Origin of the sequence: Micromonospora sp. U21 (assembly GCF_018070045.1) — a bacterium.
Lineage (GTDB): Bacteria > Actinomycetota > Actinomycetes > Mycobacteriales > Micromonosporaceae > Micromonospora.
The window spans coordinates 19,951-42,807 of record NZ_JAGPYK010000029.1; the positions used below are offsets into that span (position 1 = coordinate 19,951).

A 22,857-nucleotide genomic window follows, 5' to 3' on the forward strand; every position below is an offset into this window, starting at 1 on the left:
GCCGCACCGGCGATGCCGGTGCGGCCGTCGAGGTCTGCGGTCGGTGCTCAGTGCCGGATCTGCACCCCGATGTCGGCGAGCGCCCGGATGACCTGGGCGGACTCGCTGAAGCCGATGATCAGTACGGCGTCCGCGCCGAAGTCCTTGATCTCCTTCGCGCCACCGCTGAAGTCGACCGGGGGAGCCTTGGCATCGGCCGGCGGCTCGTAGGTGAGCAGCTTGATGCGGTCGTCGGCGATGCCGGCCTTCTGCAGCTCGTCACGGACGGTGGCCTGGAGGCCCTCACCGTAGGAGTCCTTACGGGCGACAATGGAGATCTTCTGCGACCCGTCACGCAGGATCACGTCGGCCAGCGCCCGGCCCTGGAGGCTGTCCGGCGGCGCGGTCCGGAAGTAGAGGCCCTTGTCCTCCACCTCGGTCAGGCCGGCGTCCGTGTTGGACGGCGAGAAGAGGATCTTTCCGGCCTTCACCACGTCCGGCAGCACCTCGCGGGAGATGCCCGAGCCGCCGGCACCGATGATCAGGCTGACGTCGTCCGTCACGTGCTTGGCCACGGTCGCCTTGGCCACCGCCGGGCTCGTGCCGTCGTCGCCGTCCTTCCAGACCACCGGCTTGCCCAGCGCGCCGCCCGCGGCGTTGATCTCGTTGATCGCCAGCGTGGCGCCAGCGGCCATCGGCGGGTAGGCCAGCGCCAGGTCACCGGTCTTCGGGAGCAGCCCGCCCACGATCAACGGCTCCTGATCGTCCTTGTCGCCGCCCGCGGGCTGCTTTTTCGGCTTCGGCGGCGCCTTGGTGCTCGCCGCCGACTCGGTGCCCGCCCCGACGAACTCGGTCTTGCCGTCGTTGATCTGCTGTCCGTCGAAGGTCAGCGTGGCGTAGCTCGCGGTGGCCGGCTCGCCCTCGTCGGTGAAGCCCGCCCGGGTGAGCGACACGCTGCGGTACTCGATGTCCTGCCCGGCGCGGGCCAGCGCCAGGCACGTCGCCGGGTCCTCGCAGCGCTGACCGTTGTTGGTCACGCCGACGATCTGCTTCGCGATGGCCGCCGGGTCGTTGCTCCCGGCCAGCTGGGCGGCGAGCACCCCGATCACCACAGCGTCGTACGTCTCCGCGGCGTAGAGGTAGTCCGTCAGCGCCGGATCGACGGACCGTAGCCGGCTCTTGAAGTCCTCCGGCAGTGGGGTGAGCGGCGTGGTTCCCTTCATCCCGTCGACGAGATTGGCACGTTCCTTCAACTCCGCAGGGTAGGAGTTGAGCATGTTGCCGTCCGTGCCATAGAGGCGCACCTGTTGGGCGCTTTTCTCCTCGGCCTTGTCATTCCCGCAGGCGCTTGTGGCAAGCAGGATCGTCGCGCAGGCGGCCAGTGAGGCCACCCGCGAGCGGCGTGATACGAGCATGGTCGTCCTTCCTCCGGCGAAGGTCCGCTGCGCACATTAGCGTGCCGGGGGCGGCGGCGGGACCGTGGAGGTAGCGAAATGCGCAGGTCGCCCGCGTTGAACACGGAGAGTGACGTTCGGCCGGGGCCTTGACCGCCCGTCCTACTGTGCGCTGGGTGACCGACCTACCACAGCAGACGTTCGATGACGCGGCCGCCGTGCTCCGTTCGGCGCTCGCCGGGGATGGCGACGCGGTGGTGGGGACGTTCGACGCGGTCGTCGACCGCGCCGGCCTGAGCGGCGCCTACGGGGTCGCCTGTTGCCTGGCCGCCGCGATGCTCGGTGATGCGCCGCCCGGTAGCGGCTGCGCCCTGGACTTCCCCGGGATCGACCAGGCGGACTACGACACCCGCTGGGTGGCACGCTTCGTCAGCGCGTACGCCAACCGGGACGTGCCGACCGGGGAGGCGCTGTTCGGCGCGGCGGACGCCGACGGGCTGCTCCCCGACTGCCTGCTCACCCTCGCCGGGTCGACGATCGCCACCCTGCGCAGCAGGGCCGGCTGACGGTGCAGCCCCGTCGAGACGCCCGTCGGCCCGGACGTCGCACCGGGCGGGTCACTCAGAACGCGTGGTACGCGACCAGCGGCTCGTACTCGTAGCGCAGGTTGTCGAAGCGGACCCGGAAGTTGACCCCGTCGCGGACTTGGTCGCCACCACGACCCAGCCGGAGTTGGCCGGTAGGTAGGTCCAGTAGTTGCAGGCGCCCGTCTTGTCGACGAATATCACGCACGCCTCGGTGCCGTAGGCGCTGGCGTTGCGTACGTTGATGTCGCGGCAGCGACTCGTGGTGCGGTACGTGCCGGCCTGGCCGCCGTAGCCGCCGGTCTGGAAGTAGGACCGGACGGCCCCGCCGTAGCAGGTGGCGAGCGGGGCGGAGAGGTTCACGTCGGGGGGTGGCCTGCGCGGCCCCGGCGGGCGCGCCGACCCGTGCCGGACTGTGGATGTGATAGCTCTGGGGGCATGTCCGAGGCGATGCTGAGCAAGGTGCGAAAACTGCTGGCCCAGGCCGAGGACCCGGCCTGCACGCCCGCGGAGTCCGCCGCGTTCACCGCCAAGGCGACCGAGTTGATCGCCCGCTACGGAGTGGACCGGGCGCTGCTCGCGGCCCGGGACCCGGCCACCGATCCGGTCGGCGACCGCGTGGTGGACATCGTCGCTCCGTACGCCCGGGACAAGGTCGGCCTGCTCGCCGCGGTCGCCGAACCGTTGCGCTGCCGCTGCGTACGCCGCCGGCAGGGCAACGGGTTCGCGCTGCACCTGTTCGGCTTCGCCAGCGACCTGGAACGGGTCGACCTGCTCTTCACCTCGCTGCTCGTGCAGGCGGCGCACGGCCTGGCCGGCACGGCGGTGCCGGCCGGCGAGCATCCGGCCGCCTTCCGCCGGTCCTGGCTCGCCGGGTTCGCGCAGGTGATCGGGGGACGGCTCTGGGCTGCCGAGACGGCGGCGGCCAACGGCTCGGGCACGCCGTCGGTGGCGCTCGTGCTGGCCGACCGCTCCGACCGGGTGCAGCGGCGACTCGCCGAGCAGTACCCCCGGCTGCGCACCGCGCCGCCGCGTCGGCTGGCCGGCACCGGCTTCGGGTCCGGGGCGGAGGCCGGGCACCGCGCGGACCTGGGCGGCCGGGACCTCGGCGGCGGCACGGCCACGGAACGACAACTCGGCCGCTGAGCCACCGCAGTGTGGGCCGGTCGGTCAGGCGGGGGTGGTGGGATCGCGGCGCGACACGGTGGCGAGGTAGCGGGTGAGCAGCTCGTGCCACCCGGCGGTGAGCGCCTTGCGGTACCCCTCGGCCGCTTCGCCGTGCCGGTCGAAGTGCCGGTGCTCCAGCTCGACCCGGGTGCGCTCGGGGCCGTCGGGGAGGAACAGCACCTCCACCTCGCTGGCCCGGGCCGGGTCCGGCACCGGCACCCGGTCCGGGCCGATCTGCCAGACGAAGACGAGTCGGCGCGGTGGGTCCCAGGTGAGCACCCGGCCCCAGTCGGCGCGAAAGCCGTACGGGCCGATCTCGTAGAGCATGCCGCCGGCCCGCGGCTCCATGCCCAGCTCAGCCAGGGTCTCCGGGCCGGACCAGGTGTATTCGGTGACCCACCACTCAGTCAGGTCGTCGGTGAAAACCGCGAACGCGTGCTCGGCGGAACCCGGGACGAGGAGGGTGCACCGTAAGGAGAACCGTTCCAGGTCCTGCCGGATGTCGGCCGGATCAGCCATCCCCTGTCCCATAGGCCCGGACCATACCGGCTGATGCCCGGGTGTGCAGCTTCGCGAGGTGCCCGGTTCCGGACAGTGGGTCGTCGGGCCGTCACGGACGGGATGCCCCGCGGGAAAGCGGGTAACCGCGCCGGACGGCCCGGACGAGCCGGGCGGGAGTGCGGCGGAGCGGGAGAGCATGAGCGAGAGCGCGCAGCAGGGGAAGCCGGACCGGGACGTCGAGCGGCCGGACCGGGCCGAAGGCGGTGGAGACCCGGACGTCCTGCTCGACATTCCGAGAGTCTCGGTCGACTCGATCCGGCTGGCCGTGGACGGGCTGGACGCCGACCTGTCGCTGCGGGCACGGCTGGCCAACCTGCTCCAGCTCGACGCCGGCGTACGGGTGCACCTGCAGGGCGTCGAGCTGGACATCAACGGGGTGCACGCCGAGGCGCAGCTGCGGGTGCGGCTGGAGCAACTGACGACCATTCTCGGCCGGGCGCTGGACACGATCGACAACAATCCGCAGATCATCGAGGCCATCTCCCGGACGGCCGGCGCCACTATCGACGACGTCAACCGCAGCGCCCAGCAGTTGGCCGCGGGGGCCGCCGAGGTCACCGGGTCGGTGCGGCGCTCCGGCGACGTACTCGACCAACGGGGCCGGCAGGTCGGCGCGGCCGCCGACCGGCCCCGACCGGGTCCCAGCCGCGCTGGGTGGGGCGAGGCGAGCCGGGCGGAGCCCACGGGTCCGGCGGGACGCCGCCCGGAGGGCCGCCCACCCGGGGGGCAGGGACCCGAGCGGCAAGGGCCCGAGCGGCAGAGGGCTGAGGGGCAGGGAGCTGAGGGGAAGAGGCCTGAGGGGCAGGGGCCCGAGCGGCAGGCCCGAGACCAGACGGGCGGGGCAGCCCCAGGGCCCGGCCCGTCAGGGAATGGCGACGGCGGCCAGGGCGATGGTGGCGTGCCGGGCGGGGCACACGCCGCGGCACAGAGCGCGGCGCAGCTCGCCGAGCAGGCCGGGGAGACCCTGCGGCAGGCCGGGCGCAGCGTGTGGGAGGCGATCCAGGGCGGCATGGCGCAGCACCGTCAGCAGGGGCGTCGGGACGGCTGACGGCGCCCGGCCAGGAGGTCCGCGCCTACGGCTACAAGATCGGTATCGCCTCGGTCGCTTCCACCCGCGATGATCACGGCCTCGACCCGGTACCCGAGGGTCAGCGGGCCGCCGTGATTCTGTGGACCGATGACACGGCTTCCGCGTACGCGGAGATCACCGCAAGCGGGGCTCCCGCCCTGGCGTCACCCCACGAATGGCTCGGTCGCCTGCTGATCGCATGGACCGCCGACTCGGATGGCAACCCGATCCAGATCGTCCAGCCGCTCTGATCCGTACGCCGCGGGAGCAGGCATCATCACGCCTTCCGGTCGGCGCAGCAGCCATTGGTGCAGCCCGGAGGCTGGTCGACGACGCTGCTGGCGGCAGGCAGGGGTGCGCAGTCGTCGCAGTGTTCACCGCGCCAGGCTTCGACGCCTTCCTTGACCGCCACCCCGGCGATGACGAGCGCGGCGATCGGGTCGGCCCACGACCAGCCCCAGGCGGCGTTGAGGACCAGGCCGACCAGTAGCACCGCTGACAGGTAGGTGCAGAGCATGGTCTGCGTCGAGTCGGCCATGACGGTCGCCGAGCCGAGTTCCCGCCCGGTGCGTCGCTTGGCCCGTACGAGCAGCGGCATCACGAGCAGTGACGCGACGGCGAGGCCGATGCCGACCGGGCTGGCGTCGGCGTCACCGCCGGACAGCAGCGAGCGAACGGCATCGAAGGTCACCCAGGCGGCGAGGGCGAAGAACGACGCGCCGATGAGCCGGAGCGCCAGCCGCTCCCGGTCCTCCGGCACCCGGGAGCGGAACTGCCAGATCAGTACGGCCGCGCTGGACACCTCGGCGAACGAGTCGAGGCCGAAGCCGATCAGCGCCGCGGAGGACGCCGCCGAGCCAGCGGCGATCGCGACCAGGCCCTCCAGGAGGTTGTAGCCGGCGGTGGCGTAGGCCAGCCACAGGCTGCGCCGGGCGAGCACCGCCCGACGCTCGGGGGTCAGCAGCGACGTGCTCATGTGCCGGCCGCCGGCAGGATGTCGGCCGGGGTGCCGTAGGTCGGGCACAGGGCGACCGCTTCACCTGTGGCGGCCAGAACCTGCTCCGCCGAGCGCAGCAGGTCGAGCAGTTCCGGCCGGGTCAGCGCATAGAACGACTGGCGACCCGCAACCCGGTAGTCGATCAGGCCGCAGTCGCGCAGACATGCCAGGTGCTTCGAGACCGTCGACTGCGCCATCCCCAGCTCGCCGGTCAGGTCCACCACTCGCGCCTCGCCGGACGCGAGCCGGCGCAGGATGGCCAGCCGGGTCGGGTCGCCGAGAGACCGGAAGAGGGCGGCAGCGGGGGCGAGCCCCGGAGCGCAACTAATCGCCATTCGGCGATGATAGCCAGATCTGGCGGTGCAATACGGCACCTACGAACTGCGGAACGCGGGGTGGAGAATCTCGCTCAATCGACCCGATAGACGTAGATCATTAAAATCGTCTCAGTGCAGGGTGAGCGGGGTTTCGGACTCGATCCGGGACAGTTTCTCCGGGTTACGGACGTAGTAGATGCCGGTGACGCGAGCGTCCTCGATCCGCAGCGCGGCGACGCCGTCGATCTCCCCGTCGAGGCGAAACAGCAGTGCCGGGCTGCCGTTGATCACGGTCGCTTCGGTGGTGAGGGTGCCGCCGACCTTCTGCATGCTACCGATGAACATGCGGACCGCCTTCTCCGCGCCGACGATCGGCCGCAGCGCGGCCTGTTTGACGCCGCCGCCGTCGCTGACCACGACCACGTCGGGCGCGAGCACGTGGAGCAGGCCCCGCAGGTCGTTGGTCTCGACCGCACGCTGGAACGCCTCCAACGCCGCCCGCCTCTCACTCGGGGAGACCACCTTGCGGGGGCGGCGGGCATCGACGTGCCGCCGGGCGCGGTGCGCGATCTGGCGTACGGCCGCCGGACTCTTGTCGACGGCGGCCGCGATCTCGTCGAAGCTGACCTCGAACGCCTCGCGCAGAACGAAGACGGCGCGCTCGGTCGGCGAGAGCGTCTCGATGACGAGCATCATCGCCATCGACACACTTTCGGCCAGCTCGATATTCTCGGCCGTGTCCGGCGCGGTGAGCAGCGGCTCGGGCAGCCAGGGACCGACATACGCCTCCTTGCGCCGCTGCAGGGTGCGCAGGCGGTTGAGCGACTGGCGGGTGGTGATCTGGATCAGGTAGGCGCGCTGATCGCGTACCTGATCCAGATCGACCTTGACCCACCGCAGCCAGGTCTCCTGCAGCACGTCCTCCGCGTCGGCCGCCGATCCGAGGATCTCGTAGGCGACGGTGAAGAGCAGGTTTCGGTGGGCAACGAAGATCTCGGTCGCCGGGTCACCGGCGCGGTCGCTCATCTCGGGACCTCCTCAGGCCCGCCGGCCCGTGACCGCCGCCGCCTCGCCGGCCTTTGCGCTTCGCAACTCCTGGCGCTGGCGATCCCTGAACCAGAGATTGAGCGAGCCGGGTCTACGCGCCTCTTGCGTCATCTGCCAGACGGTGCTCCTGCACACGGCCTCCTTGAGCATCGCCATGGACCGGCCGCCCAGGTAAGACACCCCTGTCGCGGTGTCGTCCTTCTTGGCGTACTGGACGATCCCGGCGCGGCGCCCCAGGCTGATGCACTGGCCGAAAAACCCCACGTTGAAGTCGGCGGGCTGCTTGCCGGCGATTCGGCTCAGCACCGTCTCGGCGGCCTGCGGGCCCAGCTGCACCGCGGACTGGCAGCTCATCCGTACCGGCAGGTTCGACGGTGCCGCCGAGTCCCCGGCCGCGACGACGCGTGTGTCGTCCACGCTCGTGAGCGTCTCGTCGGTGAGCAGGCGCCCCAGGGCATCCGTGCTCAGCCCGCTGCGGGCGGCCAGATCCGGCATGCCGAATCCCGCGGTCCAGATGGTCACGCCGCTGCACAACTCGCGGCCGTCGGCGAGCTGGACGGCATCGCGTGTCACGCCCGTCACCCTCGCGTCGGGTCCCTCGATCACGGTCACGCCGAGCTTGGTGAGCCGCTCGGCCACCGAGCGCCGGGCCCGGGGATGCAGGTAGGGCCCGAGCACCTTTCCGCACACCAGGGTCACCTTCCGGCCCGCCTCTGCAAGCTCGGAAGCGGTTTCAAGGCCGGTCGACCCGGCTCCCACCACCGTCACCGCGGCCGATGCGGGTGCGGCGTCGACGACCGGCCGCAGCCGCCGCGCCTCCTCCAGGGTGGAGATCGGGTAGGCGTGCTCTGCCGCGCCCCGCACGCTCGGGTTGGCGCTGCCGCTGCCCACGGCGTAGATCAGGTAGTCGTAGCCGAGCCTGCCGCCGCTCGCCAGGGTCACGCGACGCCCGGCCGTGTCGATCCGGGTCACGGTGTCGACCACCAGCCCGACGCCGCCGGCCAGGATCCTCTGGTAGTCCACGACCGCGTCGTCCGACCCGCCGACGAGCTGGTGGAGGCGGATCCGCTCGACAAAGGCCGGACGCGGGTTGATCAGGGTCACTGTCACGCCGTCGCTCCGTGTCAGGCGGTTGGCTGCCATCACGCCGGCGTATCCGCCGCCGACGACGATGACATCGGTGTTCTCGGCCATGGCCTCTCCTTCGTCCAAGGTTCGGCCTCAAGACACCGCGCGCCCGGCGGTTTGTGACATCAGTGGGTCAGATCACTCGCCGAGCGCCGAGTCGAGCACCGTCGCCTCCATCTGCCACAACAGGGCGGCCATGTCGTCGCGGCTGAGGGACGCGGGGTGAAGGTTGCCGACCTCCCGCCAGCCGACCGTCGTAGCGGGGATGGCGGCGCGAATTTCGGCCTCGCCCGGCGCCGTTCCGCAGGGCCGTCGCCCGGATCAACGGGGTCAGACCGGACAGACGGACTTCGGCGCACAAAGCAGAGCGCCGACCGCGTTTCCGCTGATCGGCGCTCCTGTAGCCCGGCGAAAGGCTATGTGGCCAGGGGCGGGGTCGAACCGCCGACCTTCCGATTTTCAGTCGGACGCTCGTACCAACTGAGCTACCTGGCCGTATCCCTCGGCTCATGCTACCCGCCAACCGGATGAACCGCCGGCAAGGTCACACGCTCCGATACGCAGAACGCCGCGCAGGGCGCGGCGTCGGCGCTGCGGTCCTGACGGGACTTGAACCCGCGACCTCCGCCTTGACAGGGCGGCGAGCACTCCAACTGCTCCACAGGACCTAGCTTGTGTTGCTCCGGCTTGCGCCGGTCGTGCCCCCAACGGGATTCGAACCCGTGCTACCGCCTTGAAAGGGCGGCGTCCTGGGCCGCTAGACGATGAGGGCGGCCCCGCCATCATTGCACATTCGCAACTTGAAGCGGACTTGCTCCCATCCGGCCCCGCCGGAGGCTTGGAAAGCATACGTGATGCCTGGTCGGTCGACAAAACCGGTATGGCGGGAGCCGCAGTTCGATGCATAACCGCAGGTCAGGGCCGGTCTAGCGGAGTCGGGTGATGCCAAAGCGGCGCTTCAGGTCGGCGATCACGTGCGGGCAGGCGGCGAGCGTCGCGGCCCGGTTGCCGCCGCCGTCGTGCAGCAGCACGACGGCGCCGGGACGGGCGCCGGAGTGGACCCGCTTGGCGATCGTCGCAGCGGTCGGCTTGTCCCAGTCCTGCGGGTCGACGTTCCAGTGCAGCGGTCGCATGCCGAGATCCTTCGCCACCTCCAGCACCTCCGGCGTCCACCGGCCGCCCGGCTGTCGGTAGAAGGGCACCGCCGCGCCCGGGGCGGCCGCCTGGATGGCCTTGTTCGTCCGGGCCAGGTCGGCCCGGATCTCGGCAACCGGCCGCCGGGCCAGGTCGAGGTCGTGCCGCCAGCTGTGGTTGCAGAGCTGGTGTCCCTCCCGGACGATGCGCCGGACCAGCTCCGGATGGCGCTGCACCTCATGGCCGACCAGGCAGAAGGTGGCGGTCACCCGGGCCGCCCGCAGTTGGTTGAGCACCTTGGGCGTCCAGGCCGGGCTGGGCCCGTCGTCGAAGGTCAGGGCCACCGGGCGTACGCCGGTGCTGCGCCGCAGGCCGGCCGGGAGCTTGGCCGGCAGCGGCCGGAGGGTGGGCTTCGGCGGCTTGGTGCGGGTGGGGCGCGGCGACGGGGTGGATTTCGGGGTCGGCGGCATGGTCGACTCCACCGGCTGCGGCGCGCCGACGGGTGCGAGGGTGCCATCCGGTTGGGCGCAGCCGGCCAGGGCCAGTACCACGGCGATGGCGGACGCCAGGACGGCGCGGGCTTGCATCTGTTCGCTCCCGGAGGGGTCGGGGCAGGCGGACGCCCCGACGCTAGTGGACGCCGCCGGGGGCCGACAGCCCGGTCAGGCCCCTCTCGACTGGTCCAGCGAGTCACGGACCGCGACGGCGAGCGAGACCGCCTCGGCCAGGTCGGCGGGTCGGACCACCCCGGCGGGCAGGGTGTCGGCCCGCCAGCCGGGGCCGGCGGCGAGCACCAGCAGTGGGCGGCGGGGAGCGGCGAGCAGCGCGCTGAGCTGAGTCGGGTCCGCGGTGGCCCGGGTGTGCGACCAGAGCACCACGGCGGCCGGCCCGGTCCGGGTCACCGCCTCGACGAGGGCGGCGACCGGCACCCGGGCGCCGAGCATCCGGTAGGTGAGCCCGGCCTCGGCGAGCGCGGCGCCCAGCGCCTCCAGCGGCAGGCTGTGCTGCTCCTCATCGGCGCAGGAGAGCAGGATCCGGGCCGGTCCGCTGGGCGCGGCGGCCCGGCTGCTCGCCGCGAACGCCTCCGACACGCAGCGGGAGACGAGGTGTTCCACCTCGATCAGGCCGCCGGTGGTGGCGTGCCGGTCACCGATGCCGACGAGCACCGGGCGTAGCAGGTGATCCCAGGTCGCGACCACCCCGCCGACGGTCAGGGCCCGCGCGATCGTCTCACTGATCGCCGCCGCGTCCAGGCGCATGGCCGCCCGGGCCAGCCCTCTGGCGGCCGGACCGGCGCGGCCCACCGGGATGGTTCCGCCGCCGCCGTCCCGACCCGGCGGGCGGATCCGGCTCCGGGCGACGGCGTCGGCGGGCATGGGTTCGGGCGCCTGGCGGGCCCAACGGGCCGCCTCGGCCGGGCTCACCCCCTCGGCGGTGAGCCGTCGCATGATTTCGAGACGGGCCAGGTCGGTCGGCGTGTACCGGCGGTGGTGGCCCGGGATGTGCTCACTGGGCCCGAGCCCGTAGCGCTGGTGCCAGGTGCGCAGCGTGGTGACCGCGACTCCCAGCCGGCGCGCGACGGCGCCCGCGCTCAGCGCCTCATCGACCACCTGACCGCTCCGCCGCGTCATCCGCCGACGATCCGGACGGGATCCCGGCCGGGCCGGGCACGCCGGACGTCGACCCCGAGGGGCGCAGCAGCCGGTTCACCACCCCGCCCAGCCAGGGTGCGTACGACCGGGGGTCCCGGTCGAGTTCGGCCTCCAGGGCGGCGGGGTCGGCCCAGCGCAGCTCGGCCACCTCGTCCGGGTCGGGTAGCAGCGGGGCGGCGGGGCGGAACTCGCCCCGCAGGACGTGGTCGTACTCGAACTCGACCCGCCCGGTGGCCGGGTCCTCGGCGTAGTAGACGTAGACGCCCACCTCGGTCAGCTCGACCGGGCCGGTGCCCAGTTCCTCGCGCAGCCGCCGGTTGGCCGCCTCGGAGAGCGGTTCGCCCGGTTGGGGGTGGCCGCAGCAGGAGTTGGCCCAGCGCAGCGGGAACCGGGTCTTGACCGCTGCCCGCCGCTGGAGCAGCACCTGACCGTCCGGGTCCACCAGCAGCACCGAGAAGGCCCGGTGCAGTTGCCCCGGGGGCTGGTGTGCGGCCGCGACGGTGATCTGGCCACGAGCTCGGCCGGCGTCGTCGACCAGTTCGACGAGGTGTTCCTCGCGGCTGCTCACCGGCCCTCCCCGGTGATCCGGCCGGCGGCCAGCTTGCCCGAGATCAGCACCATCGGCACGCCGACGCCGGGCTGGGTGCCGGAGCCGACGAAGACCACGTTCGACAGGTCGCGGTGCAGGTTCGACGGGCGGAACGGACCGGTCTGGAAGAGGCTGTGTGCGGCGGCGAACGGGGTCCCGGCGGCCATCCCCTGCTCCGCCCACTCGGCGGGCGTGATTGCCCGCAGGACCTCCACCCCGGCACCGAAGCCGACGTAGCCGCGCTCCTCCAGGGTGCCGATCAGCTGGTCGCCGTAGCGCCGGGTCAGGTCGCCTCGCCACTCGAACGGGGCCCGGGCGAGGTTGGGCACCGGGGCGAGCACGTAGTAGGTGTGCCGGTCCGGTGGGGCCACCGACGGGTCGGTCCGGCTCGGGTTGGTGACCAGCAGCGACGGGTCGGTCATCAGCTCGCCCCGGCGGATGACCTCATCGAAGGTGCCCTTCCACGCGCGCCCGAAGTGGATGTTGTGGTGGGCGATCTTCGCATATCCCTGCCGGGAGCCGACGTGCAGGACGACGCAGGACGGCGAGTAGGTGAGCCGGCGCCGGCGGGCGGCGGGGAGCAGGTCCCGGTAGGCGACCGGCAGGTCGGGGTTGAGCACCACCACGTCCGCCGGCACCAGCTCGCCGTCGGCGGTGAGCACGCCGGTGGCCCGGCCGTTCGCGGTCTCCACCCGGGTCACCGTGGTGTCGTACCGGATCTGCACGCCGTGTTTCTCGGCGGCGCCGGCCATCGCCCGGGAGACGGCGTGGATGCCGCCGCGCGGGAAGTAGACCCCGGCCACCGAGTCGAGGTACGCGATGACCGCGTAGATGGCCAGCGCGTCGTGCGGGGCGAGGCCGGCGTACATCGCCTGGAAGGAGAAGATCCGCTGGGTCCGCGGGTCCCGGAAGAACTGGTTGATCTTCGTCTGGAGCCGGCGGAAGGCTCCGCCGGCGAGCAGCTTGAGCAGGTTGCCGGTGATCAGGTCGGTCGGCGCGTCCAGGTTGCGCTCGATGAAGTCGGCCCGTTCCAGCCGCCACAGCTCCCGCGCGTAGTCGACGAAGCGCAGGTAGCCGTCGGCCTCGCGGGGCCCGCAGACCCGGGAGATCTCGGCCGCCATCCGGGTGGTGTCGGTCAGCACGTCGAGGGTCGAGCCGTCCGGGTAGTACGCCCGGTAGGCCGGGTCGAGGGGGGTCAGGTCGACCCAGTCACGCAGCTCCTCCCCGACCGCGCCGAGCGCCTCGGCGATCAGCTCGGGCATGGTGAGCACGGTCGGGCCGGTGTCGAACTCGTAGCCGTCCACGGCGAGCCGCCCGGCCCGCCCGCCGGGCACCGGCTCGCGTTCCAGCACGGTCACCTGCCGGCCGCTGCCGGCCAGGTGCAGAGCGCAGGCCAGCCCACCCAGCCCGGCGCCGACGACCACCACCCGGTCCGTCCGTCCCGTCACCGTCCGCACGTGACCACCTCCTTGGAGAAGTCGTTCATCAGGCCCGCCGGTTGGTGGCGGCGGTGGCCAGCCCGGTCAGCGCGGTTCGCGCCGTCCGGTCCACGGGTGCGGAGTCGAGTGCGGCGAGCGCGTCGCCCACCCGCTCGGCGATCATCCGCTCCACCCGGGCCACCGCCCCGGTGTCGGCGATCAGCTCGGCCAGCCGGTCGACCCGCCCCTCGCCGGCCCGGTCCAACGCCTTGAGCTGGGCCGGGGTGGCCAGTTGCCGAGCCAGCATGAGCAGCGTGGTCGGCTTGCCGGTGCGCAGGTCGTCACCGGCCGGCTTGCCGGTGGCGGCCGGGTCGCCGTACGCGCCGAGCAGGTCGTCGCGGAGCTGGAACGCCTCGCCGACGGCCAGGCCGTAGCGGGTGTACGCGGCGGCCAGCGGGTCGTCGGCGGGCACCCCGGCCAGGCAGGCGCCGTAGAGCAGCGGTCGCTGGACGGTGTAGCTCGCCGTCTTGTAGCGGGCCACCCGCAGCGCCCGGTCGATCGACCAGTTGGCCGCGTCGTTCTCGCCGAGCACGTCCAGATACTGCCCGGCGATCGTCTCCACCCGCATCTGGTCGTAGCACCGGCGGACCTCGAAGAGCCGGGCCGGCGCCACGGTGGCGTGCGCCAGCAGCCGGTCGGCCCAGACCATGCAGAGGTCGCCGACGAGCACCGCGACCGCTTCGCCGAACCGGCCGGGGTCGCCCCGGTGACCGGCGGCGACGTGCTGCGCGGCGAGGGCGACGTGGATGGTGGGACGGCCGCGTCGGGTGGCGGAGGAGTCCATCACGTCGTCGTGCACGAGCGCGAAGGTGTGCAGCAGCTCGAGGGCGGCCAACGCGGGCAGCACCGGCGGCAGTGGCTCGGTGCCGCCGACCGCCCCGCGCCAGCCCCAGTACGCGAAGGTGGGCCGGATGCGCTTGCCGCCGGCCAGCACGGCCGCTCGCGCGGAGGCCGCGAAGCCGCCAGTCGCCGCGTCGATCTCGGCGAGCGTGTCGACCTCGGCGGTGAGGAAATTGGTCAGGGTGTCGTCCACCGCCGCGATCAGGTCCCGGGTGTACGCGGCCAGCACGGCGCGGATCGGATCATCCCCATCGCCCGGCCGTGCCGGCGGCACCCGGATCGCGCTACCGGCAACTGCATCGTTGGCCATGCGGCTGAGCGTACCCTAGGGTTACGAGTTGCGTCGATTGGTGCGTCGATAAGCGAGGAGGGCCGGTGGACTCGAATCTCACCGCTGCCTATGACCGGTGCCGTGAGCTGCACAGACGCCACGGTCGCACCTACTATCTCGCCACGAGGCTGCTCCCCGCCTGGAAACGGCGGCACGTGCACGCCCTCTACGGATTCACCCGGTACGCCGACGAGATCGTGGACCGCACCGAGGACCTGCCGCCGCTCGAACGGGCCGCCCGGCTGGACGACTGGGCCCACCGCTTCATGGCCGGCCTGCACGGCGCGCCGGTCGACGACCCGCTGCTGCCGGCCGTGCTGCACACGATCGCCGTCTTCGATCTCGGCCGGGACGACTTCGCGTCGTTTCTGAAGAGCATGGCGATGGACCTGACGGTCACCGCGTACCCGACCTACGACCACCTGCTCGACTACATGGAGGGATCGGCGGCGGTCATCGGCACCATGATGCTGCCGATCCTGGGCAGCTCCGACCCGGGCGCGGCCCGGGAACCGGCTCGGCAGCTCGGCTTCGCCTTCCAGCTCACGAACTTCATCCGAGACGTCGCCGAGGACCTCGACCGGGGCCGCACCTACCTGCCGGACGAGGACCTGGCGAAGTTCGGCGTCACCCACGACGAGCTGGCCCAGGCCCGCGCCCGGGGGCGCGGCACACCCCGGATCCGCGAGCTGATCGAGTACGAGGTGACCCGGGCCCAGGCGCACTACGCCGCCGCCGCGCCGGGCATCACCATGCTCGCGCCGGCCTCGCAGGCCTGCATGCGCACCGCGTACGCGCTCTACGGCGGCATCCTCGACGAAGTGGCCGCGCAGGGCTACGACGTCTTCGCCCGGCGGGCCCTGGTGCCACGGCGTCGCCGGATGGCGGTGGCCGCCCGCGCCCTGCTCACCTCGGCCGGTACCCCGGTCACCATCCCCGGGCCGACGGTCTGAAAGGAAGGGCACCTTGTTAACGCCTGGTGTTGTACAAGGGGCCCTTCCTAACATTTGGTCAGAGGCAGGAGTGCAACGCCTCGACCAACTCGTCCACCCGGTCGTGCTCGGCCAGGCGGGCGGTGGCGTACGCGAAGGTGTACCCGCGCTCCGGGTCGGCCCACGCGCTGCTGCCGCCGAGACCACCCATGCCCCAACTGCCGTCCGGCTGCCGCTGCATGCCCAGCGTCCACTGGACCGGGCGGTCCAGCACCAGATCCGGCCCGTCGTGCTGGGTCCGGGTCGCTTCCGCCACCAGTTCCTGGCTGAACAGCCGGACGCCGTCCAGGACACCACCGGCCAACAAACCGGAGTAGAGCCGGGCCAGGCCGGACGCGGTGGCGTGCAGGTTGACCGCCGGCATCTCGGCGCCCCTCCACAGCGAACTGTTGAGCACGGCCAGGTCCTGACCTCCGGCCGGGTTGCCCATCGCCCTGGCCCGTAGAGAGCCTGGCTCGCCGAGCGCCCGGGTCGGCCACTCCGGGTCGCCGTAGCTCAGGTCGGCGCAGCGCCGCTGGTCCGCCTCGGACAGCCCGAAGCCGAGGTCCAGCCGCCACCGGCCGGCGATCTCCTCGGCCAGGAACCGGCCCACCGACCGGCCGTCCACCCGGCGTACCAGCTCGCCCACCAGGTGCCCGTACGTCCAGGCGTGCTCCCCGGCCACCGAGCCCGGCGCCCACTCGGGGTCGGCGGCGGCGAGGTCGCCGGCGAGCAGGGCCCAGTCGGCGATCGCGGTGGCCGGCCGGGGCACCGGAAAGGCTGGCAGCCCGGCGGTGTGCGACAAGACCTGACGCACGGTGGCCGGGGTACGGAACTCCGGCCAGTACCGGGCGACCGGTGCGTCGAGGTCGACCCGCTCCCGGTCGACCAGCATCAGCAGGCAGAGCGCAGCCACCGGCTTGCCGACCGAGTAGACGTTGACCAGCGTGTCCGGCCGCCACGGGTCGAGGTCCGCCGAACTGGTCGATGCGGCTACCCCGGTGGTGGTGCGGGAGCCGCCGAGAAGGTCGATCACCGGGTGGCCGTCGTACCAGGCGGTCAGGCTGGCACCGGTCTCCCGACCGGCGGCGAGCAGGTCGTGGAAGCAGTCCCGGACCGGCGCGAAGCGTGCGTGCATCCGGCCACCGTAGGCGCTCCGGCCCGGCGAACGCTCCGACTTCCTCGGGCCCCGGTGGTCGGGGCGGGGCCGCTGGGGGATGCTGTCGGAGTGGCGGAACCGGAGCTGGTGGATGTTGTCGTGGTCGGGCTCGGGGTCGGCGGCGAGGAGGTGGCCGGGCGGCTCGCCGAGGCCGGCCTGAGCGTCGTCGGCGTCGAACGGGACCTGGTCGGCGGAGAGTGCCCGTACTGGGGCTGCATCCCGAGCAAGATCATGATCAGAGCGGCCAATGCGCTCGCCGAGGCGCGCCGGGTCGACGGACTGGCGGGGACGGTGCAGGTCCAGTCGGACTGGGCGCCGGTGGCGAAGCGGATCCGCGAGGAGGCCACCGACACCTGGGACGACACGGTCGCGGTGCGGCGGCTGACGGATCGGGGCGCCCGGTTCGTCCGGGGCAGCGGCCGGCTCGACGGCCCGGGTCGGGTCCGGGTCGGCGACCAGGTGTTCCAGGCCCGGCACGGGATCGTGCTGGGCACCGGCACCCGACCGTCGGTGCCACCGATCGAAGGTCTGGCCGACAGTCCGTACTGGACCAACCACCAGGCGATCGAGGTCGAGCAGCTGCCGGAGTCGCTGCTGGTGCTCGGCGGCGGCGCGATCGGGTTGGAGCTGTCGCAGGCCTTCACACGGTTCGGAGTGCGGGTCACGGTGGTGGAGGCGCTGGACCGGGTGCTGGCCATCGAGGAGCCGGAGGCATCCGAGGTGGCCGCCGCAGCGCTGCGCGCCGACGGCGTGGAGATCCACACCGGGGTACGGACCGAGCGGGTCGAGCACGACGGGAGCCGGTTCACCCTGCGCGGCCCCGGCGCGGCGGAGTTCACCGCCGACCGGCTGCTGGTGGTGACCGGCCGCCGGGCACACCTGGACGAGTTGGGGCTGGACACAATCGGCGTCGACGCCACACAGCGCTACCTGCCGGTGGACGACCGGCTGCAGGTGACCGATGGCATCTGGGCGGTCGGCGACGTGACCGGCGAGGGGGCTTTCACCCACATCGCCATGTACCAGGCGGCGATCGTGATCGCCGACGTGCTGGCCCATGCCCGGAAGTCGGACGCGGGGGCGGATCCCAGCGGCACCGCCAGCGTGGTCGGCGGCGCGATGGGGGCGGCCAGCTCGTTGGGCGCCAGCGGGTCGAGCGGGTCGGCGGGCAGCGTGCCGCGCGCCGACTACCGCGCACTGCCGCGGGTGACCTTCACGGACCCGGAGATCGGCGCGGTCGGGCTGACCGAGCAGCAGGCCCGAAAGCGCGGGATCAACGTGCAGGTCGGGTTCACCAAGTTGGGCAGCTCGACCCGGGGCTGGATCCACCGGGTCGGCGACGAGGGTTTCATCAAGCTGATCGCGGACGCCGACCAGGGCGTGCTGATCGGCGCGACCTCGGTCGGCCCGGCCGGTGGCGAGGTGCTCTCCGCGCTGGTGGTGGCGGTGCACGCGGCCGTGCCGCTGAGCCAGCTCCGGCACATGATCTATGCCTATCCGACCTTCCACCGGGCCATCGAGGACGCGCTGCGCAACCTGTCCTGACGCTGTCGGACCAGCGGCGACGGATGTCGGGCGGCGAGCAGAGCGCGGCAGGAAGGCAGCAAAGGCCCGGCATTTGGCTGTTCATTTCTTTCATTCACATGACGTACGATTGCGACCGTGACCAAGCGGTTGACTGAAGTTGCCAAGAAGGCGGGCGTCAGCGAGGCCACCGTCAGCCGGGTGCTCAACGGTCGGGACGGGGTCTCCGAGGCGACCCGGACGGCGGTGCTGACCGCGCTGGACGTGCTCGGTTACGAGCGGCCGACCAAGCTGCGCGGCGAGCGTGCCCGGCTGGTCGGGCTGGTGCTGCCCGAGCTGCAGAACCCGATCTTCCCGGCGCTCGCCGAGGTGGTCACCGGGTCCCTCGCCCAACGTGGCTACACCCCGGCGCTCTGCGCTCGCACCATCGGTGGCGTCTCCGAGATGGACTACGTGGAGATGCTCCTCGATCACCAGGTCTCCGGGGTGATCTTCGCCGGTGGCTCGTACGCGCTCGCGGACGCGCGGCACGACCACTACCGGCGGCTGACCGACCGGGGCCTGCCGGTGGTGCTGGTCAACGCGGGTGTGGACGAGCTGGGCTTCCCCCGGGTCTCCACCGATGACGCGGTGGCGGTGGAGCAGGCGTACGGGCATCTGCGCTCGCTGGGGCACGATCGGATCGGGATGGTGCTCGGCCCGGAGGGGCACGTGCCGTCCCGGCGCAAGCTGAACGCGATGATCCGGGCCGCAGGCTGGGCTGACGACACGGAGTACGTCGAGCGCTCCAGCTTCTCCATGGAAGGGGCGCGGGTCGCCGCGACCAAGCTGGTCGAGCGTGGCGTGACCGGCATCATCTGCGCCAGCGACGTGCTGGCCCTGGGCACCATCCGGGCCGCCCGGCGGCTGGGTCGTGTGGTGCCGACGGATGTGTCGGTGGTGGGGTTCGACGACTCCGCGTTCATGACCTGCACCGACCCGCCGTTGACCACGGTGCGGCAGCCGATCGAGACGATGGGGCAGGCGGCGGTGGACCTGCTGGTCACCCAGATCGAGGGTGCCGGCGTGCTGCATGACGAGTTGCTGTTCGAGCCCGAGCTGGTGGTCCGCGGTTCCACCGCCCCCGCCCCGGGCCGCTGACCACCCGGCCGGACACTGACCGACCCCCCGGCCACGCACCTTTCTCCTGGCCGCTGAACGACGCTTCGGCCGTCGACCGCTGCACGCGGTCGGCGGCCTTTTCGTCGTCCCTGTCGCCCACCAACGCCGCTTTTCCAGTGGCCCACGTCGATCGAAAGTCCTGGCGTGGGCAGGGAGGCGAGGGCGACCGGTAAAAGCTGCGAAAGCGCCACATCTGCCGCGAGGATCAAGATCCTGTCAAGAACTGCCGTTAGAAAGTCGTGTCCTTTCACAACAGGATCGATACCTTGCCGGAATGAGTCGTCCTCGTTACAGTGACTCCACTCACACCTGGCTCCGGCGCAGTTACCGGCGGTCAGGTCGCATCACCGCAGCTCATCGAAGGTCATGGAGACACAGGTTCCCGAAGGGATGGACAGATGTCCGTACCGCAATACCGAAAGGCTGCGGCGTTAGCGCTCGTGGCCGGCCTGGGGTTCAGCCTCACGGCATGCTCCACGAAGAGCGACGACAAGGACACGAACGCAGGCGGCAAGGTCACCATCACAGTCGACTGCCAGCCGGTCGGCGCTCAGAAAGAGCTGTTGAAGAACTGGAACGACGATGTCGCCGAGTTCCAGCGGCAGAACCCGGACATCGTCATCAAGAGCGTGAGCGTCGGCGAGCAGTGCAACAACCCGCCGGACTTCACCGCCCGCCTCGCCGGTGGCACCGTGACCGACGTGTTCTACGGGTACATGACCGATCTCCAGCAGGTGCTCGACTCCGGCCAGGCGATGGACATCTCCCCGCATGTCAACAAGGACGCGATCCCGACCTGGGACAGCGTCGACCCGGCGCTCAAGGAGGCCTTCACCGACGGCGGCAAGCTCTACGCCGTCCCGGTGAAGAACTACTCGATGGGCCTGGTCTACAACAAGGTCCTGTTCCAGCAGGCCGGGCTCGACGTGAACAACCCGCCCAAGACCTGGGGCGAGGTCCGGGCCGCCGCCAAGAAGATCTCCGCGCTCGGCAACGGCATCGCCGGCTACTCGGAGTACAGCGCCGGCAACACCGGCGGTTGGCACTTCACCTCCCTGCTCTACTCGCAGGGCGGCCAGGTGCTGACCGCGGACGGTAAGAAGGCCGACTTCAACAACGCGATGGGCAAGCAGGTCCTGCAGAACCTCAAGGACATGCGGTACGGCGACAACAGCATGGGCGCCCGGCAGCTGCTCCAGTGGGGCGACCTGCTGACCAACGCGGGTGCGGGCAAGGTCGGCATGTTCATCGGCGCGCCGGACGCCACCCAGGCGATCGTCAGCCAGTTCCAGGGCAAGTTCCAGGACTGGGCGATGAGCCCGCTGCCGGGCCAGGACGGCCTGGCGAAGGGCACGCTCGGTGGTGGCGAGGGCTACTTCTTCAAGAAGGACCTCACCCCCGAACAGGTCAAGGCCGGTCTGAAGTGGATCGCGTACCAGAAGCTGACGCCGGGCAAGGGTCAGTTCGACTACGTCCGGGCCAAGCCGCAGAACTACCCGGTGGGTCTGCCCCAGCCGCTGCTCTTCGCGAACGGCAGCGAGGCGCAGAAGCAGGAACTCGAACTGCGTAAGGCGAACGCGAACGTCGACACCGCGAACTTCGCGATCTTCGAGGCGACCCCGGTCCCGATCAAGGGTGAGCCGCGCAACGCGCAGGCGGTCTACGCGGTGCTCGACGCCGCGATGTCCGGGGTGCTGACGAACCCGAACCCGAACTCGAACATCGACGCGCTGCTCAAGACGGCCGAGGAAAAGGTCAACCAGCTCCTGGCCGCCGAGAGCTGATCCGGTCAGGTGGGGGCCGGTACGCCGAGCCGGCCCCCACCCCGTCCGCGCCGCCCCGTCCGGTCACTGACTCACCCAGGAGTTGCCTTGGCGATCACCACCGTCCCGGGTACCACCAGAAAGCCGGGACGTCCCACGCCGCCCCACACGGGGCCGCAACGTACGAGCCTCGGCCGCAAGGTACGGGACAACCTCACCGGTCACGCGTTCCTGATCGGGGCGGTGCTCTGCTTCGTCGTCTTCTCCTGGTACCCGATGATCCGCGGCATCGTGATGAGCTTCCAGCGGACGCGGCGCGGCGAGACCACCTGGGTGGGCTGGGACAACTACTCCCGCATCATCTCCGACCCCAGCTTCTGGCCCGCCTGGCAGAACACGCTCTACTTCACGGTGCTCGCGCTCGTCCTCGGGTACGCGGTGCCGTTCTTCGTGGCGATCCTGCTCAACGAGTTCCGCCACGCCAAGGGGTACCTGCGGATCCTGGTGTACCTGCCGGTGATGCTGCCGCCGGCCTCGGCGCTGTACCTCTTCAAGTTCTACGCGTACGACCCCAGCGAGGCGGGTCTCTTCAACGCGATCCTCAAGGCGCTGCACCTGCCCACGTCGCAGTGGATGCAGTCTGCCGAGATGACGATGCCGGCGATGGTGATCGCGTCGACCTGGATGAACATGGGCGGCGCCGTGCTGATCTACCTGGCGTCGCTGCAGAACATCCCGGGCGAACTCTACGAAGCCGCCGAGCTCGACGGCGCCGGGATCTGGAAGCGGATCCGCCACGTGACCATCCCGCAGACCCGGCTGATCCTCGCGCTCCTGGCGATGATCCAGATCGTCGCCACGATGCAGCTCTTCATCGAGCCACTGATCCTCGCCAACGGCGCGGGCGCGGAGGACTCCGCGACCTCCGTGGCATACCTCATCTACCAGCACGGCTTCTTCCAGAACGACCTCAACGGCGCCGCAGCGCTCGGCGTGATCATGCTCGTGGTGCTGGCCGGCTTCTCCGCCGCCTACCTGCGGCTGAGCGCGAAACAGGACTAGGACGGGCGGGACATGGCACAGGACTCCGGCACCCGGACCCTCATCTCTCACGCGCAGCTCCGCCGTGGGCGGGGCAGGTTCATCTACTGGGCTCTGCTCACCGTCGTCGTCGTGGGCTTCACACTCGTCTTCCTCGGGCCGCTCTACTGGATGGTCACCGGCGCGCTCAAGTCCGGTCAGGAAATCGCGCAGACGCCGCCGTCGCTGTTCCCGAAGGACCCGCAGCCGCAGAACTACGTCGACGCGTGGAACAACCTGGACCTCGCCAAGCTGCTGTTCAACACGTTCTACTACGCGGCCGGCGCGGTGGTGTTCCAGCTCGTCCTCGACACCGCCGCCGCGTACTCCCTGTCCAAGCTGCGGCCGATGTTCGGCAACGTGATCCTCGCGCTGATGCTGGCAACGCTGATGATTCCGGCGATGGTGCTCATCGTCCCGCAGTACGTGACCGTGATCGACCTGCCGATCGTGCACATCAACCTGCTCGACTCGCCGTTCGCGATCTGGCTGCCCCTGGTCGCGAACGCGTTCAACATCTTCCTGCTGAAGCGGTTCTTCGACTCGATTCCCGAGGAGCTGATGTCGGCGGCCCTGGTGGACGGGGCGACGCCGCTGCGCACGCTGTGGTCGATCATCCTGCCGATGTCGCGCCCCATCCTCGGCGTAGTGTCGATCTTCGCCGTGACGGCGGTCTGGAAGGACTTCCTCTGGCCGAAGCTGGTCATGCCGTCGCCCGAGACCCGGACCGTCAGCGTCGGCATCTACGCCTTCGCGGGTGGCACGCCCATGAACGTGGTCATCGCCGCGTCGGTCATCGCCGCGATCCCGACCGTCATCGTCTTCCTGATCTTCCAACGGAACATCATGTCCGGACTGACCACAGGCAGCCTCAAGGGATAGCCGCCAGCGCAACCTCCCGTGGCGAACAACGACCGTTCGCCCGACACACA

The 22,857-nt window shown here is 71.2% G+C and carries 23 protein-coding genes and 3 tRNA genes; 10 read left to right on the forward strand and 16 right to left on the reverse strand.

What is annotated here, in order from left to right:
* Positions 1-47: 47 nt before the first annotated feature.
* A complete protein-coding gene (locus tag KBX63_RS27625; RefSeq protein WP_210916280.1) occupies positions 48-1,394 on the reverse strand; it encodes an ABC transporter substrate-binding protein in 1,347 nt (448 codons plus the stop codon).
* Positions 1,395-1,549: 155 nt separating this feature from the next.
* Between KBX63_RS27625 and KBX63_RS27630 the strand changes: the two genes are divergently transcribed.
* Positions 1,550-1,939: a hypothetical protein gene (locus KBX63_RS27630; RefSeq protein ID WP_210916281.1), complete on the forward strand. Its 390-nt coding sequence runs from the start codon at positions 1,550-1,552 to the stop codon at positions 1,937-1,939.
* Positions 1,940-1,994: 55 nt separating this feature from the next.
* On the opposite strand, the gene KBX63_RS27635 is transcribed toward KBX63_RS27630, so the two are convergent.
* Positions 1,995-2,165: a hypothetical protein gene (locus KBX63_RS27635; protein WP_210916282.1), complete on the reverse strand. Its 171-nt coding sequence runs from the start codon at positions 2,163-2,165 to the stop codon at positions 1,995-1,997.
* A 230-nt stretch (positions 2,166-2,395) separates the two neighbouring features.
* Here KBX63_RS27635 and KBX63_RS27640 point away from each other — a divergent pair, with 230 nt between their 5' ends.
* Positions 2,396-3,103, forward strand: coding sequence for a DUF2786 domain-containing protein (locus KBX63_RS27640; protein WP_210916284.1), 708 nt, complete (start codon positions 2,396-2,398; stop codon positions 3,101-3,103).
* Between the two features lie 24 nt (positions 3,104-3,127).
* On the opposite strand, the gene KBX63_RS27645 is transcribed toward KBX63_RS27640, so the two are convergent.
* Positions 3,128-3,655, reverse strand: a complete 528-nt coding sequence (locus KBX63_RS27645) for an SRPBCC family protein (RefSeq protein WP_210916286.1) — start codon at positions 3,653-3,655, stop codon at positions 3,128-3,130.
* A gap of 166 nt (positions 3,656-3,821) precedes the next feature.
* Between KBX63_RS27645 and KBX63_RS27650 the strand changes: the two genes are divergently transcribed.
* Together KBX63_RS27650 and KBX63_RS27655 are read left to right on the forward strand one after the other, a co-directional pair.
* A complete protein-coding gene (locus KBX63_RS27650) occupies positions 3,822-4,733 on the forward strand; it encodes a hypothetical protein (RefSeq protein ID WP_210916288.1) in 912 nt (303 codons plus the stop codon).
* A gap of 113 nt (positions 4,734-4,846) precedes the next feature.
* Positions 4,847-5,005, forward strand: coding sequence for a VOC family protein (locus tag KBX63_RS27655; RefSeq protein WP_210916289.1), 159 nt, complete (start codon positions 4,847-4,849; stop codon positions 5,003-5,005).
* A gap of 26 nt (positions 5,006-5,031) precedes the next feature.
* On the opposite strand, the gene KBX63_RS27660 is transcribed toward KBX63_RS27655, so the two are convergent.
* The 12 genes from KBX63_RS27660 to KBX63_RS27715 form a co-directional block, all read right to left on the reverse strand.
* Positions 5,032-5,730 carry a cation diffusion facilitator family transporter gene (locus KBX63_RS27660; protein WP_210916290.1) on the reverse strand — a complete coding sequence of 233 codons (699 nt, stop codon included), beginning with the start codon at positions 5,728-5,730 and terminating at the stop codon, positions 5,032-5,034.
* Positions 5,727-6,086: a helix-turn-helix transcriptional regulator gene (locus tag KBX63_RS27665; RefSeq protein WP_210916291.1), complete on the reverse strand. Its 360-nt coding sequence runs from the start codon at positions 6,084-6,086 to the stop codon at positions 5,727-5,729. The genes KBX63_RS27660 and KBX63_RS27665 overlap by 4 nt, the downstream gene beginning before the upstream one ends.
* 111 nt (positions 6,087-6,197) lie before the next feature.
* Entirely contained in the window at positions 6,198-7,094 is an 897-nt protein-coding gene (locus KBX63_RS27670; RefSeq protein ID WP_210916293.1) for an RNA polymerase sigma-70 factor, read from the reverse strand.
* Positions 7,095-7,106: 12 nt separating this feature from the next.
* Complete coding sequence (locus KBX63_RS27675; protein WP_210916295.1) at positions 7,107-8,309, reverse strand: NAD(P)/FAD-dependent oxidoreductase; 1,203 nt, start codon at positions 8,307-8,309, stop codon at positions 7,107-7,109.
* A gap of 355 nt (positions 8,310-8,664) precedes the next feature.
* Positions 8,665-8,738 (reverse strand) — tRNA-Phe (locus KBX63_RS27680).
* Positions 8,739-8,837: 99 nt separating this feature from the next.
* Positions 8,838-8,911 (reverse strand) — tRNA-Asp (locus KBX63_RS27685).
* 31 nt (positions 8,912-8,942) lie between these two features.
* A tRNA-Glu gene (locus KBX63_RS27690) sits at positions 8,943-9,015 on the reverse strand.
* A gap of 154 nt (positions 9,016-9,169) precedes the next feature.
* Positions 9,170-9,964 carry a polysaccharide deacetylase family protein gene (locus tag KBX63_RS27695; protein WP_210916297.1) on the reverse strand — a complete coding sequence of 265 codons (795 nt, stop codon included), beginning with the start codon at positions 9,962-9,964 and terminating at the stop codon, positions 9,170-9,172.
* Between the two features lie 75 nt (positions 9,965-10,039).
* Positions 10,040-10,987, reverse strand: a complete 948-nt coding sequence (locus KBX63_RS27700) for a MerR family transcriptional regulator (protein WP_210916393.1) — start codon at positions 10,985-10,987, stop codon at positions 10,040-10,042.
* Positions 10,977-11,597 (reverse strand): isopentenyl-diphosphate Delta-isomerase, encoded by a 621-nt coding sequence (gene idi, locus KBX63_RS27705; protein WP_210916299.1) that lies wholly within the window; start codon positions 11,595-11,597, stop codon positions 10,977-10,979. Before idi ends, KBX63_RS27700 begins: the two co-directional genes overlap by 11 nt.
* Positions 11,594-13,075 carry a phytoene desaturase family protein gene (gene crtI / locus KBX63_RS27710; RefSeq protein ID WP_210916302.1) on the reverse strand — a complete coding sequence of 494 codons (1,482 nt, stop codon included), beginning with the start codon at positions 13,073-13,075 and terminating at the stop codon, positions 11,594-11,596. Before crtI ends, idi begins: the two co-directional genes overlap by 4 nt.
* Positions 13,076-13,103: 28 nt before the next feature.
* Positions 13,104-14,246: a polyprenyl synthetase family protein gene (locus tag KBX63_RS27715; RefSeq protein WP_210916303.1), complete on the reverse strand. Its 1,143-nt coding sequence runs from the start codon at positions 14,244-14,246 to the stop codon at positions 13,104-13,106.
* A gap of 65 nt (positions 14,247-14,311) precedes the next feature.
* On the opposite strand from KBX63_RS27715, the gene KBX63_RS27720 reads away from it, so the two are divergent.
* Positions 14,312-15,220, forward strand: coding sequence for a phytoene/squalene synthase family protein (locus KBX63_RS27720; protein ID WP_210916304.1), 909 nt, complete (start codon positions 14,312-14,314; stop codon positions 15,218-15,220).
* Positions 15,221-15,278: 58 nt separating this feature from the next.
* On the opposite strand, the gene KBX63_RS27725 is transcribed toward KBX63_RS27720, so the two are convergent.
* Positions 15,279-16,376: a serine hydrolase gene (locus tag KBX63_RS27725; protein ID WP_210916305.1), complete on the reverse strand. Its 1,098-nt coding sequence runs from the start codon at positions 16,374-16,376 to the stop codon at positions 15,279-15,281.
* A gap of 90 nt (positions 16,377-16,466) precedes the next feature.
* Between KBX63_RS27725 and KBX63_RS27730 the strand changes: the two genes are divergently transcribed.
* The 5 genes from KBX63_RS27730 to KBX63_RS27750 all read left to right on the forward strand — a co-directional run bounded on the left by KBX63_RS27730 (position 16,467) and on the right by KBX63_RS27750 (position 22,807).
* Positions 16,467-17,942 carry an NAD(P)/FAD-dependent oxidoreductase gene (locus KBX63_RS27730; protein WP_210916306.1) on the forward strand — a complete coding sequence of 492 codons (1,476 nt, stop codon included), beginning with the start codon at positions 16,467-16,469 and terminating at the stop codon, positions 17,940-17,942.
* 117 nt (positions 17,943-18,059) lie between these two features.
* Positions 18,060-19,061: a LacI family DNA-binding transcriptional regulator gene (locus KBX63_RS27735; RefSeq protein ID WP_210916307.1), complete on the forward strand. Its 1,002-nt coding sequence runs from the start codon at positions 18,060-18,062 to the stop codon at positions 19,059-19,061.
* Between the two features lie 419 nt (positions 19,062-19,480).
* Positions 19,481-20,866, forward strand: a complete 1,386-nt coding sequence (locus KBX63_RS27740) for an ABC transporter substrate-binding protein (protein WP_210916309.1) — start codon at positions 19,481-19,483, stop codon at positions 20,864-20,866.
* A gap of 87 nt (positions 20,867-20,953) precedes the next feature.
* Positions 20,954-21,907 carry a carbohydrate ABC transporter permease gene (locus KBX63_RS27745; RefSeq protein WP_210916312.1) on the forward strand — a complete coding sequence of 318 codons (954 nt, stop codon included), beginning with the start codon at positions 20,954-20,956 and terminating at the stop codon, positions 21,905-21,907.
* A gap of 12 nt (positions 21,908-21,919) precedes the next feature.
* Positions 21,920-22,807 (forward strand): carbohydrate ABC transporter permease, encoded by an 888-nt coding sequence (locus KBX63_RS27750; protein ID WP_210916314.1) that lies wholly within the window; start codon positions 21,920-21,922, stop codon positions 22,805-22,807.
* Positions 22,808-22,857: the final 50 nt, after the last annotated feature.

Bases quoted from the DNA above. Each gene is read 5' to 3' on its own strand.
- KBX63_RS27715 (WP_210916303.1), bottom strand. From the start codon at position 14,246: ATGGCCAACGATGCAGTTGCCGGTAGCGCGATCCGGGTGCCGCCGGCA.
- KBX63_RS27740 (WP_210916309.1), top strand. From the start codon at position 19,481: ATGTCCGTACCGCAATACCGAAAGGCTGCGGCGTTAGCGCTCGTGGCC.
- KBX63_RS27650 (WP_210916288.1), top strand. From the start codon at position 3,822: ATGAGCGAGAGCGCGCAGCAGGGGAAGCCGGACCGGGACGTCGAGCGG.
- KBX63_RS27660 (WP_210916290.1), bottom strand. From the start codon at position 5,730: ATGAGCACGTCGCTGCTGACCCCCGAGCGTCGGGCGGTGCTCGCCCGG.
- KBX63_RS27645 (WP_210916286.1), bottom strand. From the start codon at position 3,655: ATGGGACAGGGGATGGCTGATCCGGCCGACATCCGGCAGGACCTGGAA.
- KBX63_RS27695 (WP_210916297.1), bottom strand. From the start codon at position 9,964: ATGCAAGCCCGCGCCGTCCTGGCGTCCGCCATCGCCGTGGTACTGGCC.
- KBX63_RS27625 (WP_210916280.1), bottom strand. From the start codon at position 1,394: ATGCTCGTATCACGCCGCTCGCGGGTGGCCTCACTGGCCGCCTGCGCG.
- KBX63_RS27665 (WP_210916291.1), bottom strand. From the start codon at position 6,086: ATGGCGATTAGTTGCGCTCCGGGGCTCGCCCCCGCTGCCGCCCTCTTC.
- KBX63_RS27675 (WP_210916295.1), bottom strand. From the start codon at position 8,309: ATGGCCGAGAACACCGATGTCATCGTCGTCGGCGGCGGATACGCCGGC.
- KBX63_RS27670 (WP_210916293.1), bottom strand. From the start codon at position 7,094: ATGAGCGACCGCGCCGGTGACCCGGCGACCGAGATCTTCGTTGCCCAC.
- KBX63_RS27750 (WP_210916314.1), top strand. From the start codon at position 21,920: ATGGCACAGGACTCCGGCACCCGGACCCTCATCTCTCACGCGCAGCTC.
- KBX63_RS27725 (WP_210916305.1), bottom strand. From the start codon at position 16,376: ATGCACGCACGCTTCGCGCCGGTCCGGGACTGCTTCCACGACCTGCTC.
- KBX63_RS27640 (WP_210916284.1), top strand. From the start codon at position 2,396: ATGTCCGAGGCGATGCTGAGCAAGGTGCGAAAACTGCTGGCCCAGGCC.